Raw genomic sequence first — 14,784 nt, 5'->3', positions numbered from 1 at the left:
GACGCATATGGCGCCGGGCAATCCTTAATAACCGGCTTTATCGATGACAAACTGCTTGCCGCAGTTGCCTGGGTGCGGTTGTCGCAGCAACGCGTCACGGCTTAGCGGGGCGTTGATGGCCGAGGCTTTGATGGAGATTTGCACTTCCGTGAGCCAGGCGGGGTTGCCGTCACAGGTTAATTTAAAGGCGCTGACGCCCTCTTTGCCCCAGCTTTTCGCCACTGCGGCGTTAAAATCGTTGCGGCTGACTGTCTTGCCATAGTTGTCGGCAAGGAACTGACCCACCGCGCTCTGCCGGATTTCCCCGTTCAGCCGTACCATTGTGCCAAAGTAGGCATCGGGATCGAAGCCAAAACAGACGCCGTGCTTGGCGTATTCGTAACGTTCAAGACAGGAATTTCCGCCCGCGCCCGGCATCACGTTATTGAGCTGGTTAGCCATCTCCAGTGACAGGCCGGTTTCTGCTGCCGCGCATTTTCGGCTGGCGCGGGCTTCCGGCATGTTGGGGATTGGGCGCGTCGCGCAGCCAAAACGCATCCAGCGACGCTCATCAACGCCGCGTGACGCAATCGATTTGGGGAGTCCAGGCCACAATCCGTGCACGGTGAGATTGCGGGTTTTATCCTTTTGTTCTCGCTGCGACTGGCATTCGGCGGGCTCATCGCGATTCATATCGTGCTGGCTCTGGCAAAAGCCGGTCTGCCAGGAGAGCGCCAGAACATAACGATCAAAATCAGCGTAGCGGGTGGCAGTCAGCGGGGCGGCAACGACGCTGGTCGCGCAGAAAACTGCAGCGACGGTCGCGGCGCAGGCAGCAATATCCTTCCTGAACATTTATATTCCTGATGATTTGGCGTTGATTGATTTATGCGACTAATTAAAGCATAAAAAAGGCGCCCACAGGCGCCTTTTCATCAATACCACGCGTTACAGGATCCGGGCGGAAGGCACCAGAATTTCCGTTGCGATAATCACCACGATCAGGCCAACCAGCACCGGAACCGAGGTGCGTTTCACCACTTCAAACGGCGAAATTTTTGCCATACCCGCGACGGCAACCACCACGCCAGAAACCGGGGAGATGGTACGACCGAGGTTTGAGGCCTGCAGCATCGGAATCGACAGATAGGCCGGGTTGATACCGGACGACTGCGCCAGTTTCGGGATCATCTCCACAAACGCGTAGAACGGCGCGTTACCCGAACCGGTGGTGACGGCCGCCAGCATGGTCAGAATGACCAGGACCAGCATCAGAATAATACTGGCCGAACCAAACGAGGTGGCGATGGCGATCAGACTGTCGATAAAGCCGATGGTGCTCAGGCCCTGCGCGAATACCCCCGCCGCGACCAGCAGCATTACCACGTTGGCGAAGGCATCCGCCATGCCGCGGTACGCCACGTCCAGACCAGCAAACACTTTTTTCGTGTTGAAGCCGCGGATAAATTCCAGCACCGCCGCCAGCAGCATGCAAATGACCAGAATGGTGATGATGTGCAGTTCCGGGCCCCATTTGCCGTCAAAAATCAGCACGCCAACGATGGGAGTAAACGGCAGAATGGCATAAAACGCCGGAGCGGTAGTGGTGATTTCGTTCACATCCAGCATTTCGTGCACGGCGTTCTCTTTTTTATCCAGATAGCGCTGCCAGAAAAAGTGAGCGATTGCCATGCAAATAATCGCCGCAATGGAGATGGGCAGCGTGGTTTTGAAGGCAAAATCAATCAACGGCATTTCTGCCGCCTGTGCTGCCAGCACCACGTCGCCAGACGTCGGGGCGAGAATAATAGCGGCCGGCGAGGCGCAAATAGCGGCGGCTGCGCCACGGCTGATGCCGACGTTGACCATGACCGGGAACAGCGTTGCCATTAACAGCACGCCGAGGCCGGTTGCGGAAGAGACCGCCAGCGACATCAGACAGGCAACGAAGTACGCCGCAATCATCAGCAGGTAAGGGGAGTTGATATAGCGCAGTGGTTTTGAAGCCAGCTTAACAACGATATCGTTGGCGCCGATATGCGTCATATAGGCGGCAAAACCACACAGCATCATGATCATCATGCCGAGATCGCCGCCGCGGCTCATCAGCAGAATTTTAACGTATTCGACGATGTCAGTGGCAGAATAACCGGTGCTGGTGTTACTTGACGGTAAAATCTTATGCCCCATTAAGGCACTGACGATCAGCAATAACAAACCGCCGACAAATAATACCCCCGTGGCGGAATACCCTTTGATGATATAGCGGGCCACGCCCGTCACCACCAGAACCCCGATAAGGAGTTCGACCATTATCATTAACATTATTATCACCGTTCCCAAAGAATGTTCTGTAAGAGAAGTCGTTCAAGAAATGAAGAGATGCAATCTGCCGAAGAATTGGGCAAAACTTGCTGACGAAAATCAAGAAAGTGGAAGATTAGTCCGGGGTCGCGCGAATTAAAACTCCTGCGTCACAATTTCAGAAGGGGCGATGTTAAAAACGGGATCAGCCTGTTAGCCGATTTTTCAGGGAAAATGGGGTAAAATCTGATGTTGTTAAGGCTCTATTAATACTATCTTCGTTATCGTAACCGGCTTAGTAAATGGAAGTGGTAATAATAACGTGGTCAGTATTAAACGATTCTTTTTATTCTTTCTGGTGCTGTCGGGCTCTGTGTTGTTTTCATCGGTTGCGCAAGCCTCGTTTACAGCAACAGTTCGCGATGGATATAACACGCTCAGCGATAACATTGTACAAACGTGGAACGACCCGGAGCATTACGAGCTCTACGTTCCGGCGATCACCTGGCATGCCCGCTTTGCGTACGATAAAGAAAAGACGGACAGGTATAACGAGCGCCCCTGGGGGGCGGGCTTTGGTCAGTCCCGCTGGGATGAAAAAGGCAACTGGCACGGCCTGTACCTGATGGCGTTCAAAGATTCCTATAACAAGTGGGAACCGATTGGCGGTTACGGTTGGGAAAAAACCTGGCGACCCCTGTCGGATGACAACTTCCACCTCGGTCTGGGTTACACCGTGGGCGTAACGGCGCGCGATAACTGGCATTACATTCCGGTGCCACTCGTTTTGCCATTGGCTTCAATCGGTTACGGTCCGGCGACGTTCCAGATGACGTATATTCCTGGCACCTATAATAACGGCAACGTGTACTTTGCCTGGGTGCGCTTCCAGTTTTAAATTTTGTATGGAGATATTCAGAAACGACATAAGTCGTTTCTGACGTTGAAAAACAAGGAGTAATGCCTGCTTAAGTGAAAAGTTAGAGACTTTTATCACTTTTTAGCAAACTTACGCTGGACAAAAGCCATCACAATTGTTGTACTGATATCCGACACAGCATTTGTGTCTATTTTCATGTTAAAGGTAATATTGATGTCTAAGATTAAAGGTAACGTTAAGTGGTTTAATGAGTCCAAAGGATTCGGTTTCATTACTCCTGAAGATGGTAGCAAAGACGTGTTCGTACACTTCTCTGCAATCCAGACCAACGGCTTCAAAACTCTGGCTGAAGGTCAGCGTGTAGAGTTCGAAATCACTAACGGTGCCAAAGGTCCTTCTGCTGCAAACGTAACTGCTCTGTAAGCATTACGATAGCTGAATTCCAAAACCCGCTCACGAGCGGGTTTTTTTACGCCTGCTACCGACTGGAAAAGAGCCAGAACGCCGCCGCTGTCATTGCGAAAGAGCCCAACAGGTTTACGGCAACGTTTAGCATCGCCCAGCCAAAACGCCCGTCCTGCAGCAGGAAAACCACTTCCGCAGAAAAGGTGGAGAAAGTGGTTAAGCCGCCGCAAAATCCGGTGGTGATCAGCAGTTTCCACATCGGATCAATTCCCGTCGCCCGGTTAAACCACGCGAGCCCGGCGCCAATGATGAACGCCCCTAACAGGTTAGCCGTCAGCGTCCCGACCGGCAACGCATGGTGCAGAGGATTTAAACGCATCCCCAGCAGCCAGCGCATCACACTTCCCGTTCCACCACCAATAAAAACTGCTAAAAGGATTTGTAACACGGCGATTTCCTGCTATCAAAATAGAAAGGGCTAAGTTTACCGTCAGAGTTCAGTCTCTGGCTACGGGATAACACGATGAGAATCAGAACATGATAGTCGCAGCGGGACAATTTATCGTTACTCCGGACTGGGAGCGAAATGCCAAAACCTGTGTGGCGTTAATGCAGGAGGCGGCGCAGCGTCACGCCTCTTTACTGGTTTTACCCGAGGCGTTACTGGCCCGTGCGGATGACGACCCCGACTTATCGGTGAAATCCGCACAAACGCTGGAAGGCGGTTTTCTTGCTTTACTTATCGCTGAGAGTCGCCGCAACGCCATGACCACAGTGCTGACGATCCATGTGCCGTCATCCGCCGGGCGAGCAGTTAATACGCTGGTGGCACTGCGCGCAGGCGAGGTGATTGCTCACTACGAGAAGCTCCATCTCTACGACGCGTTCAGCATCCAGGAATCGCGACTGGTCGATGCCGGTCATCAACTCCCTCCGTTGATTGAGGTGGACGGGCTGCGGGTCGGGCTGATGACCTGCTATGATTTGCGCTTCCCTGAACTGGCGCTCACGCTGGCATTGCAGGGAGCTGAACTACTGGCACTGCCTGCCGCCTGGGTGCGGGGACCATTGAAAGAACATCACTGGTCAACGTTGATTGCGGCCCGGGCGCTGGATACCACTTGCTACATGGTGGCATCGGGCGAATGCGGGAGCCGTAATATTGGTCTGAGCCGGGTTGTTGACCCGCTGGGCGTGACGCTCGCGGGCGCATCCGATCAGCAGCAGATTATTTACGCTGACGTTAATCGCGAGCATTTGTTGCAGGTGCGGGGCAAGCTGCCGGTGCTTGAGAACCGCCGTTTTGCGCCACCGCAACTATTGTGATGTTATTTTAAACAACGCTTGATTCACCTTGTTACAGATTGCTATTGTGTGCGAGCGTCAAATGACCGTTAATAGGTTATGGGTTAATGGCGCGTTATGCAGCCTGTTTATTGAAGAAGGTATCTATGGGTGAGATTAGTATTACCAAACTGCTGGTTGTGGCAGCACTGATTATCCTGGTGTTTGGTACTAAAAAGTTACGTACGCTGGGCGGAGACCTGGGTTCTGCCATTAAAGGCTTCAAGAAAGCCATCAATGACGATGAAACCACGGCGAAACAGAGCACAGAGGAAGCGGCTCCGGCGGAAAAGATCGCTCATAAAGAGTAACCACAGCCTCACTGAGCGGCTCGCAGAAATAATAAACCGGCACATGTGCCGGTTTTTTTATGGGTTCTGTAAGCAGATGTGACGGTGTTACTTCACTTCTTCGCCTTTCGCCTGCAGATCAGCATGGTAGGACGAACGAACAAACGGGCCGCAAGCCGCATGGGTAAAGCCCATTGCCAGCGCTTCCGCTTTCATTTCGTCGAACTCGTCCGGGCTGACATAGCGCTGCACGGGCAGGTGATGACGGCTCGGTTGCAGGTACTGGCCCAGCGTCAGCATGGTGACACCATGGCGGCGCAGATCGCGCATCACTTCAATGATCTCTGCATTGGTTTCACCCAGACCGACCATCAGACCCGATTTGGTCGGGATTTCCGGATGCGCTTCTTTAAAGCGTTCCAGTAGCTTCAGCGACCATGCGTAATCCGCGCCCGGACGAACCTGACGATACAGGCGAGGCACGTTCTCCAGGTTATGGTTGAAGACGTCCGGCGGGGTTTCGGTGAGGATTTCCAGCGCGCGATCCATACGGCCACGGAAATCCGGGACCAGCGTTTCGATTTTAATCGACGGGTTTTTCTCGCGAATGGCAGTGATGCAATCCGCGAAATGCTGCGCGCCGCCATCACGTAAATCATCACGATCAACAGAAGTTACCACCACATAACGCAGCGCCATGTCGGCGATGGTCTGTGCCAGTTTCTGCGGTTCATTAGCGTCTGGCGCTACAGGGCGGCCATGAGCGACGTCACAGAACGGGCAGCGGCGGGTGCAGATAGCCCCGAGGATCATAAAGGTGGCAGTACCGTGATTGAAACATTCAGCAAGGTTAGGGCAGGAAGCCTCTTCACAGACGGAGTGCAGGCCGTTTTTGCGCATTGCTGCTTTGATACCCTGGATACGGGAAGAGTCCGCCGGAAGCTTAATTTTCATCCATTCCGGTTTGCGCAACAGAGCTTCTCGCTCAGTGACCACGTTTTTAACCGGGATAAGGGCCATTTTATCGGCATCGCGGTATTTAACACCGCGTTCCATCACAATGGGTTTACTCATAGCGTGCGTGTTCCAGTTGCGAGTAACAGAAGGAAAGCGTTTCAATTCAAGGGAATGTTGTATTTATCAACTATTTTTGAATTAATGACAGGCAGTATATCATTGAAATGGGTCATAAAGCAGCCCGACAGCGCGCCAAATTGTAAAATAATTGTTGAATAATGCTTTTTAGCCTGTGTGTCTCAGTCAACGTCCCCCGGTATGATGAATCACAGAAAAGCCTGGCGAATGACACTGATTAAATTTTGCAGTATCGGATCGCGCAGGCTCAGTTTGTTGTAATGCAATGAAAATTCAATCTGTTCTTCCTGCAGTGGGGCATAGTGGATGGCTTTTAAATGCCAGCAATTTGCCGCGACGCTAAAAAAACGCCCTGGCATCAGGCCGAGTAAATCACTGCTGCCTATCAGCGCCGCGGTGGTAAACAGATTGTAACTGCTGAAGTTTATCTGCCGGTTGGGGAACAGGTCGTAAAGCCGTTTCTGCAGATGGGCCAGTGCGTGTCCTTCGGTCATCAGTATCGCGTATTCCCAGCTGCCGAGTGCTTCCGCGGTGATTGGGTTTTTTAGCAGAGGGTGGTTGTCGCGGCAGGCCAGTACAATGTTGTCACGGAACAGCACGTGATGGCTGAGCGCACGGGTGGTGTGGACATGACTGTCGATAATCAAATCGGTCTGAAACTGGCCCAGCTGACTGGACGCATCCACCACCGGAATGTTGCGAATCAACAACTGGGGATAGTGCTGTTTTACCGCCTGGTAGATGGCAGGCATGATGACGGAGCCAATAGACGGCGGCGTGCCAATGGTGATAGTCCGCTGCTTGTCGTAACAGCCCGTCAGATCCAGCGCGCCCAGAATCGATTCCAGCCCCTGGCTGATGTATTCGTGGAGATGCGAGGCATAGGCTGTCGGTGTCACGCCCTGGCCCTTGCGGATAAAAAGCGGGTCAGGAAATATGGTACGTAGTTTCTGGATCGACTGGCTAATAGCCGAAGGGGTAAGATTCAGAATTTTCGCTGCGTTAACAATACCTTTATGTACATATACTGCCTCAAAAATGGTCAGTAAATTGAGATCAATATTGCGCAATGTCCTGAAGATTTGTGGCGTGTCATTTTCGCGATGCTGACTAATTTGGCTTTCCGGTAAATCGTTATATTCCACACTCTTGCTCCATATTCATTCACAATATGAATGATAGTTGAGGATCCCTTTTTTGTTATTTCTTTTTCAGATGAAACCATTCGTCAAGGGAGGCGCTTTCTTTTTTTGTCAATACATTATGTGCATGAATATATACACGATTCTGATGATAATCAGACCGTCAAAAAACAAAATTGTGCGTTAAGTGAAATTTTTGCAGAAAGAAAAAATATAGAAAGTTGGGAAGGAAGTAAAGAGGTGGCGCGTTAAAGAGGGCCAGGTCCGGTAAATTACCGGACCTTTCGGGATTATATATTAAGCGAGGATATATTCATGGGGCGGATTGTTTAGCAAGGCTAACAAATTAGAGACCAGTACCGGGGCAATATTTTCTACCGTGGCTTCAGGACGCCATTGTTGCAATTGCGTCATCTCCATTCCGGCGTACCCGCAGGGGTTGATACGCAAAAAAGGCGATAAATCCATCGCGATATTCATTTCTCTCCAACATAGACGCCAGGTGCGTCAGCACGAGGGTGCGCCTCTACGCCATATTCTGCCAGTGTATGAACCACGGTTTGCTCCAGCAGCGTCACCAGTTCACGAACGCCCAATTTGCGGCGTTTCAGGTTCAGTAAGACGTACACTACCTGCTGCCCTGGCCCGTGATAGGTCACCTGACCGCCACGATCACTCTGAATCACCGGGATATCGCCAGGCGTCAACACATGCTCGGCTTTACCCGCCTGGCCTTGCGTAAAGACCGGCAGATGTTCCACCAGCCAGATTTCATCCAGCGTGGTCTCATCACGATTATCAGTGAAATCATGCATCGCCTGAGAGACGGGTTCATAAGGTTGCAGGCCGAGTTGGCGGATGAGAATTTTAGCGTGATCCATTACAGCATCTCCGCAGAGAAGGAAAATCAGATGGCGGGGAGTATAACACAGCGGAGAGGGCAGTTACCCGGCGTGCCGGGTAACAGAGGTATTACAGCACCATACGAACAATTTCGATATTGCCTAACTCTTCGTACAGCGTTTCAACCTGCTCAATATGGGTCGCCGTGATGGTGATAGAGACCGAGTGGTAATTGCCTTTGCTGCTGGGTTTTACCTGCGGGGAGTAATCACCTGGCGCATGGCGCTGCACCACTTCCACCACCTGATCAACCAGCTCAGGCTTCGCTAGTCCCATCACTTTGTAAGTAAATGGAGTAGGGAATTCAAGCAGTTCGTTAAGTTTGGTTTTCATGTCAGCTCCGGGTGGTATAAAAAACGACTCCCTGCATTCGCGCACTGCGCAAAAACAGGGAGTAGTGATATTGATAGCTAGTATATGGGGACGTAAATCACACTTTCAAGTGTGCAATTATTAGCCAAACCAGTGATGGAACATTAATTTAATGTAATCAATGATTTTGCCAAAGAAGTTTCCTTCCGGGATTTCCTGCAACACCACCAGCGGACGCTGATCGATGGTTTTACCATCTAACTGGAAGTTAATGGTGCCTACCACCTGGTTTTTCTGCAGTGGCGCGTGCAGCTCGGCGGTGTTTAGCACGTAGCTGGCTTTGAGATCTTTCATACGACCGCGCGGGATCGTCAGATACAGATCTTTGTCTACGCCAAGAGAGGCGCGATCGCTGTCGCCAAACCAGGCGGGCTCGGAGGCGAACTCTTTACCGGCTTTCAGCGGGCTGACGGTTTCAAAGAAACGGAAGCCCCAGGTCAGCAGTTTTTTGCTCTCGGTTTCACGGCCTTTGAAGGTATGACCGCCCATGACCGCGGAGATCAGACGCATCTGGCCTTCTGTTGCGGAGGCGACCAGGTTAAAGCCGGCTTTGTCGGTGTGACCGGTTTTAATACCGTCCACTTTCAGGCTGTTGTCCCACAGCAGACCGTTGCGGTTCAACTGACGGATGCCATTAAAGGTGAACTCTTTTTCTTTATAGATAGCGTATTCGTTCGGCACATCGCGGATCAGCGCCTGACCGATGGTCGCCATATCACGCGCTGAACTGTACTGCCCGTCAGCATCAAGACCGTGAACGGTCTGGAAATGGGTATTCTTCAGACCCAGCGCGTTAACGTAGCTGTTCATCAGCCCGACGAATGCATCCTGACTGCCCGCCACGTAGTCTGCCATCGCCACGCAGGCATCGTTACCGGATTGCAGGTTAATACCGCGCACCAGTTGTGATACCGGCACCTGCATACCTGGTTTCAGGAACATCAGGGAAGAGCCTTTGAACACCGGGTTACCCGTCGCCCAGGCATCAGTACCGACAGTCACCAGGTCGGTATCTTTGAACTTACCGGCTTTCATCGCCTGACCGATAACGTAGCTGGTCATCATTTTAGTGAGGCTGGCAGGGTCGCGACGGGCATCCGCATTCTGCTCGGCCAGCACTTTACCTGAGTTGTAATCGATCAGGATGTAGGATTCCGCGTCAATCTGCGGAACGCCCGGGATCATAGTTTTAATATTCAGGTCATCGGCGCGGGCAGCGGAAGAGAGTGCTGCGACGGAGAGCGCCGTAATGAGTAAACGAGCAGAAAAAGTGGTCTTCATGGTCTGAACAACGACATCCGTGATGGAGTTAAAAAAGTGCCTAACTATAACAAATACACCAGGGGCAAACATCTGACATTACGCATGACTTTGTTAACGACATTTACACGCATTGACAATGAGATGCTTGCCTTCGCTGGGTTTTAGTTGGCCCGCGTGATAAACGATTGCAACTGAGCTTCATTTTGCAGACGCTGCTGAAGCGTGGTGGCTTCCGCTTTGCTGCTGAACGGCCCGAGCTGTATACGCCAGACTGCGCCATTTTGCGTGACGCGGCCAGGCGCAGAGAACTGCTGGCTGAGACGCTGCTGGTACTGCTTCGCACGCGCCTGATCGCTCACGGCGCCGACCTGTACCACGAAATCGCCAGTGGCCGCGCTGGCGGCTGGTGCGGCTGCAGGCGCAGCGGTGGGAGCAACGCTACCCTGTACAGAGCCGGGTGCTGTCACCGGCGCATTCTGCGTGGCAGGTTGCGCTGGCGTTGCAGGTTCGCTGCTCTCCAGTACGCCATTGTTCAGCGGCGTAGCGGCACCTAAAAATCCGCCACTGCTCACCGGTGCACCGGTGGCGTCTTCCGGTTTCAACGTGCTGTTGCTGATAGCGCGTACATCCGTCTGCGGCGTTTGTGCCTGCGGAGCGGAGGTTGCGCTCCCCATACCACCGCCCAGATCCGGGCGGGAGGGCAGAGCATAGGTCTGCTTAGCGACTGTCGTACAAGCCATGCCCGGGCCGGACAGCGAACCATCCTGCGCCACGATAATCGGGTCGATCCGCACTTTGGTGTTGTTTGAGGTATTCAGGCGATCAGCGGCAGCACGGGACAGCGAAATCACGCGATCATTGCCGTATGGGCCGCGATCATTGATACGTACTACCAGCATCCGGCCATTCGCCAGGTTGGTGATACGAGCGTAGCTGGGGATCGGCAGTGTCGGATGCGCCGCCGTCAGTTGCATCGGATCAAACGCTTCGCCACTGGCGGTCAGATTGCTGCCCGGTTCGGCATCATAAATAGCGGCAAAACCGGCCTGACTGAAGCGGGAGGGATCCTGAACGATTTTGTAGCTCTTGCCGTCACGCTCGTAATCCTGATTCGCGGTGGCGTTCAGCGGTTCAAAGCGGGGGTCGGCGCCGCCGATTTCCACGACCGGGCCATTACACACTGCCGGTTGCGGTGTGGTGACGGTCTGCTGTTGACCATCATCGCTCGTACAACCCGCCAGCACACCTGCGGCGATGCAGACACCAATCCAAAGCTTACGCATTGCGCACCCCTTACACGCTTTTCGACAACATTTTCCTGTGGGTATGGATCGACATCACGATACCAAACCCGGCCATGAGCACGATCAGGGCTGACCCCCCGTAGCTCACCAGCGGCAGCGGCACGCCAACCACCGGCAGGATACCACTCACCATACCAATATTTACGAAGACATAAACGAATAAAATCAACATCAAGCCACCAGCCATCACGCGACCAAAGGTGGTTTGCGCCTGAGCGGCGACCCACAGCCCGCGCATGATAAGCAGGACATACAGCGCCAGCAGGATCAGAATGCCAATCAGACCCAGCTCTTCTGCAAGGACGGCGAAAATAAAGTCAGTATGGCGCTCCGGCAAGAATTCCAGCTGCGACTGCGTTCCGTGCAGCCAGCCTTTGCCACGCAGACCGCCAGAGCCGATCGCAATTTTCGACTGAATAATATGATAGCCCGCGCCGAGCGGATCGGTTTCTGGATCGAGCAGCATCATCACGCGCTGACGCTGGTAATCATGCATCAGGAAGAACCACAGTATCGGGATGAACGCGGCGATCAGCACCACGGCGATAGCAATCAGCCGCCAACTCAGCCCGGAAAGGAACAGCACGAACAGGCCGGAGAGGGCGATAAGAATCGACGTTCCGAGGTCCGGCTGCGCCGCCACCAGCAGCGTCGGCAGGAAAATCAGCACCAGCGCGATACCGGTATTTTTCAGCGACGGTGGGCAGACATCACGGTTGATAAAGCGCGCCACCATCAGCGGTACCGCAATTTTGGCGATTTCCGACGGCTGGAAGCGAACAACGCCCAGATCCAGCCAGCGCTGCGCGCCTTTTGAGATAGCGCCAAATGCATCTACGGCGACCAGCAGAATAATACAGACGATATACAGCCACGGCGCCCAGCCCTCATACACACGCGGTGGAATTTGCGCCATCACCACCATGATCACCAGACCCATGGCGATCTGGCCTATCTTGCGTTCCGTCATGCCGATATCCTGGCCGCTGGCGCTCCAGATCACCAGCGCGCTGTAGACCAGCAGCGCCAGCAGGATCAGCAGCATTGCCGGATCGAGATGGATTTTATCCCAGAACGATTTTTTGTTCGGATTATCCGTCATGATTATTGGTCCTCCGCTGCCGATACTGCCGGATTTTCCGCAGGCAGAACCGTGTTGTTATCGCCAAGCATGATGTGATCGAGGATCTGACGCATTATTGTCCCGACCGCCGGACCCGCGCCGCCGTTCTCCAGAATCATCGCCACAGTCACCTGGGGATTATCGTATGGCGCAAAGGCGGTCATCAGTTTGTGGTCACGCAGTCGTTCAGCAATCTTGTGCGCGTTATAGGTTTCGTTCGCTTTCAGGCCAAAGACCTGCGCCGTACCGGATTTTGCCGCCACTTTGTAGGGCGCGCCAGCAAAGTATTTATGCGCCGTACCGTTCCCGCGGTTGGCCACGCCGAACATGCCGTCTTTGGCAATCTCCCAGAAGCCGGAGTGGATGTCGCCCACCGGGGGTTCCTGCGGCTGCGACCACGGAACTTTCTTGCCTTCTTCCACGGTGCTCATCAGCAGATGTGGCACTTTCACCACGCCGTCGTTGATGAGGATCATCAACGCCTTGTTCATCTGGATGGGCGTGGCAGTCCAGTAACCCTGGCCGATGCCGACCGGGATGGTATCGCCCTGATACCACGGTTTCTTAAAGCGTTTCTGTTTCCATTCGCGGGTGGGCATGTTCCCGGAGCGCTCTTCGGAGAGATCAATACCGGTGTAATGACCGTAACCAAACTTGTTCATCCATTGCGAGAGCCGGTCGATGCCCATGTCGTACGCCACCTGATAGAAGAACGTATCCGCCGATTCTTCTAACGATTTAGTGACGTTCAGATGACCGTGGCCCCATTTTTTCCAGTCGCGATAGCGTTTTTCCGAGCCCGGCAACTGCCACCAGCCCGGGTCGAACAGGCTGGTATTGCGGGTGATTACGCCCGCGCTGAGCGCCGAAACGGCAACAAATGGCTTCACGGTGGACGCCGGCGGATAAACCCCTTGTGTCGCACGGTTGATCAGCGGGGTATTCGGGTCGTTCAGCAGGCCGGAATAATCCTTGCTGGAGATGCCGTCAACAAACAGGTTCGGGTCATAGCTGGGCATAGAGACCAGCGCCAGGATCCCGCCGGTACGTGGATCGGTGACCACCACCGCTGCGCGACTGCCCGCCAACAGAGTTTCAATGTATTGCTGTAGTTTAAGATCGAGTGTCAGGTAGATGTCATGCCCGGCCTGTGGCGGCACTTCTTTGAGCTGGCGGATGACGCGTCCGCGGTTGTTGACTTCAACTTCTTCGTAGCCGGTCTGACCGTGCAGCACATCTTCGTAATAGCGTTCAATACCCAGCTTGCCGATGTCGTGCGTCGCTGCGTAGTTTGCCAGCTTGCCGTCTTTATCCAGACGTTCGACGTCTTTATCGTTAATTTTCGAGACATAGCCGATCACATGGGTTAACGCGGAGCCGTACGGATAAAAGCGGCGCTTGTAGCCTTTCACTTCCACGCCCGGGAAGCGGTACTGATTCACGGCAAAACGCGCCACCTGTACTTCCGTCAGGTTGGTTTTCACCGGAATTGAGGTAAAGCGGTGCGAACGTGCACGCTCTTTTTTGAACGCGGCAACGTCATCATCGCTCAGTTCAACGACGCTGCGCAGTGCATCAAGGGTTTCCTGCACGTTATCGACTTTTTCCGGCATCATTTCCAGTTGGTAGATGGTGCGGTTAAGCGCCAGCGGCGTGCCGTTGCGATCATAAATAATGCCGCGACTTGGGGCGATGGGAACCAGTTTGATGCGGTTTTCGTTCGAACGGGTCTGGTAATCGGTGAAACGGACAATCTGCAGATTATAGAGGTTGGCAATCAGCACGCCAGTAAGCAGCAAAATCCCCGTAAAGGCGACCAGCGCCCTGCGCACAAACAGCGCGGACTCAGCCGTATAGTCGCGAAAAGAATTCTGTAGTTTCATCCGCTGCTTAATCTACCCTGGTCATCATTACTCGCGGTGGTAAGGGTGGTTGGTGGTAATGCTCCACGCCCGGTAAAGGCTTTCCGCGACCAGTACCCGAACCAGCGGGTGTGGCAGCGTCAGGGCGGAGAGAGACCAACTTTGCTCAGCCGCGGCTTTACAGGCGGGGGATAGCCCCTCAGGGCCGCCAATCAGCAGACTGACATCGCGGCCATCCTGCTTCCAGCGCTCCAGCTCCAGCGCCAGCTGCGGCGTATCCCAGGCTTTGCCTGGAATATCGAGGGTGACGATGCGGTTTTTGCCTGCGGCAGCCAGCATCTGTTCGCCCTCTTTATCAAGAATGCGTTTAATATCTGCGTTCTTGCCGCGCTTACCGGCGGGGATCTCCACCAGTTCAAACGGCATATCTTTGGGAAAACGACGCAGATATTCGGTAAATCCCGTCTGTACCCAGTCCGGCATTTTGGTGCCAACCGCCACCAGTTGCAGCTTCACGC

Annotated in this window: 15 protein-coding genes and 1 pseudogene; 4 read left to right on the top strand and 12 right to left on the bottom strand. The window is 53.6% G+C overall.

The window, feature by feature from the left end:
* Positions 1–24 precede the first annotated feature (24 nt).
* On the bottom strand, positions 25–834 hold the full coding sequence (rna, locus tag QMG90_RS15185; RefSeq protein WP_283280458.1) for a ribonuclease I: 810 nt from the start codon (positions 832–834) through the stop codon (positions 25–27).
* Positions 835–927: 93 nt separating this feature from the next.
* Positions 928–2,298 (bottom strand): anaerobic C4-dicarboxylate transporter DcuC, encoded by a 1,371-nt coding sequence (dcuC, locus tag QMG90_RS15180; RefSeq protein WP_430381693.1) that lies wholly within the window; start codon positions 2,296–2,298, stop codon positions 928–930.
* A 307-nt stretch (positions 2,299–2,605) separates the two neighbouring features.
* Here dcuC and pagP point away from each other — a divergent pair, with 307 nt between their 5' ends.
* Positions 2,606–3,181 carry a lipid IV(A) palmitoyltransferase PagP gene (pagP, locus tag QMG90_RS15175; protein ID WP_283280456.1) on the top strand — a complete coding sequence of 192 codons (576 nt, stop codon included), beginning with the start codon at positions 2,606–2,608 and terminating at the stop codon, positions 3,179–3,181.
* Positions 3,182–3,376: 195 nt separating this feature from the next.
* On the top strand, positions 3,377–3,586 hold the full coding sequence (gene cspE, locus QMG90_RS15170) for a transcription antiterminator/RNA stability regulator CspE (protein ID WP_000034826.1): 210 nt from the start codon (positions 3,377–3,379) through the stop codon (positions 3,584–3,586).
* Between the two features lie 55 nt (positions 3,587–3,641).
* Here the strand turns inward: cspE and crcB are convergent, their stop codons facing one another.
* Positions 3,642–4,016: a fluoride efflux transporter CrcB gene (gene crcB / locus QMG90_RS15165; protein ID WP_283280454.1), complete on the bottom strand. Its 375-nt coding sequence runs from the start codon at positions 4,014–4,016 to the stop codon at positions 3,642–3,644.
* 89 nt (positions 4,017–4,105) lie between these two features.
* Here crcB and QMG90_RS15160 point away from each other — a divergent pair, with 89 nt between their 5' ends.
* Both QMG90_RS15160 and tatE read left to right on the top strand, forming a co-directional pair.
* The gene (locus tag QMG90_RS15160) at positions 4,106–4,894 is read left to right on the top strand and encodes a deaminated glutathione amidase (RefSeq protein ID WP_283280452.1); all 789 of its coding nucleotides are present in this window, start codon (positions 4,106–4,108) and stop codon (positions 4,892–4,894) included.
* Between the two features lie 125 nt (positions 4,895–5,019).
* Entirely contained in the window at positions 5,020–5,223 is a 204-nt protein-coding gene (tatE, locus tag QMG90_RS15155) for a twin-arginine translocase subunit TatE (RefSeq protein WP_283280450.1), read from the top strand.
* Between the two features lie 87 nt (positions 5,224–5,310).
* On the opposite strand, the gene lipA is transcribed toward tatE, so the two are convergent.
* The 9 genes and pseudogenes from lipA to rlmH form a co-directional block, all read right to left on the bottom strand.
* Positions 5,311–6,276 carry a lipoyl synthase gene (lipA, locus tag QMG90_RS15150; protein WP_283280448.1) on the bottom strand — a complete coding sequence of 322 codons (966 nt, stop codon included), beginning with the start codon at positions 6,274–6,276 and terminating at the stop codon, positions 5,311–5,313.
* A 209-nt stretch (positions 6,277–6,485) separates the two neighbouring features.
* Complete coding sequence (locus tag QMG90_RS15145; RefSeq protein WP_283280446.1) at positions 6,486–7,442, bottom strand: YbeF family transcriptional regulator; 957 nt, start codon at positions 7,440–7,442, stop codon at positions 6,486–6,488.
* 294 nt (positions 7,443–7,736) lie between these two features.
* A pseudogene (gene lipB / locus QMG90_RS15140) lies at positions 7,737–8,320 on the bottom strand (lipoyl(octanoyl) transferase LipB).
* A gap of 91 nt (positions 8,321–8,411) precedes the next feature.
* Complete coding sequence (gene ybeD, locus QMG90_RS15135; RefSeq protein WP_042392026.1) at positions 8,412–8,675, bottom strand: DUF493 family protein YbeD; 264 nt, start codon at positions 8,673–8,675, stop codon at positions 8,412–8,414.
* A 120-nt stretch (positions 8,676–8,795) separates the two neighbouring features.
* Entirely contained in the window at positions 8,796–9,995 is a 1,200-nt protein-coding gene (gene dacA, locus QMG90_RS15130; protein ID WP_038159489.1) for a D-alanyl-D-alanine carboxypeptidase DacA, read from the bottom strand.
* Between the two features lie 143 nt (positions 9,996–10,138).
* Entirely contained in the window at positions 10,139–11,260 is a 1,122-nt protein-coding gene (gene rlpA / locus QMG90_RS15125) for an endolytic peptidoglycan transglycosylase RlpA (protein WP_283280445.1), read from the bottom strand.
* 10 nt (positions 11,261–11,270) lie between these two features.
* A complete protein-coding gene (gene mrdB, locus QMG90_RS15120; RefSeq protein ID WP_054179878.1) occupies positions 11,271–12,383 on the bottom strand; it encodes a peptidoglycan glycosyltransferase MrdB in 1,113 nt (370 codons plus the stop codon).
* A gap of 2 nt (positions 12,384–12,385) precedes the next feature.
* Positions 12,386–14,287, bottom strand: coding sequence for a peptidoglycan DD-transpeptidase MrdA (gene mrdA / locus QMG90_RS15115; protein ID WP_283280444.1), 1,902 nt, complete (start codon positions 14,285–14,287; stop codon positions 12,386–12,388).
* Between the two features lie 27 nt (positions 14,288–14,314).
* The gene (gene rlmH, locus QMG90_RS15110; RefSeq protein ID WP_283280443.1) at positions 14,315–14,782 is read right to left on the bottom strand and encodes a 23S rRNA (pseudouridine(1915)-N(3))-methyltransferase RlmH; all 468 of its coding nucleotides are present in this window, start codon (positions 14,780–14,782) and stop codon (positions 14,315–14,317) included.
* Positions 14,783–14,784: the final 2 nt, after the last annotated feature.

Source organism: Trabulsiella odontotermitis (genome assembly GCF_030053895.1).
GTDB lineage: Bacteria > Pseudomonadota > Gammaproteobacteria > Enterobacterales > Enterobacteriaceae > Trabulsiella > Trabulsiella odontotermitis_C.
The sequence above is the reverse complement of the archived record's forward strand: the minus strand, read 5'-3'. Positions and strand labels throughout refer to the sequence as shown.

Bases quoted from the DNA above. Each gene is read 5' to 3' on its own strand.
- rna (WP_283280458.1), bottom strand. From the start codon at position 834: ATGTTCAGGAAGGATATTGCTGCCTGCGCCGCGACCGTCGCTGCAGTT.
- dcuC (WP_430381693.1), bottom strand. From the start codon at position 2,298: ATGATAATGGTCGAACTCCTTATCGGGGTTCTGGTGGTGACGGGCGTG.
- cspE (WP_000034826.1), top strand. From the start codon at position 3,377: ATGTCTAAGATTAAAGGTAACGTTAAGTGGTTTAATGAGTCCAAAGGA.
- QMG90_RS15160 (WP_283280452.1), top strand. From the start codon at position 4,106: ATGATAGTCGCAGCGGGACAATTTATCGTTACTCCGGACTGGGAGCGA.
- tatE (WP_283280450.1), top strand. From the start codon at position 5,020: ATGGGTGAGATTAGTATTACCAAACTGCTGGTTGTGGCAGCACTGATT.
- lipA (WP_283280448.1), bottom strand. From the start codon at position 6,276: ATGAGTAAACCCATTGTGATGGAACGCGGTGTTAAATACCGCGATGCC.
- ybeD (WP_042392026.1), bottom strand. From the start codon at position 8,675: ATGAAAACCAAACTTAACGAACTGCTTGAATTCCCTACTCCATTTACT.
- dacA (WP_038159489.1), bottom strand. From the start codon at position 9,995: ATGAAGACCACTTTTTCTGCTCGTTTACTCATTACGGCGCTCTCCGTC.
- rlpA (WP_283280445.1), bottom strand. From the start codon at position 11,260: ATGCGTAAGCTTTGGATTGGTGTCTGCATCGCCGCAGGTGTGCTGGCG.
- mrdB (WP_054179878.1), bottom strand. From the start codon at position 12,383: ATGACGGATAATCCGAACAAAAAATCGTTCTGGGATAAAATCCATCTC.
- mrdA (WP_283280444.1), bottom strand. From the start codon at position 14,287: ATGAAACTACAGAATTCTTTTCGCGACTATACGGCTGAGTCCGCGCTG.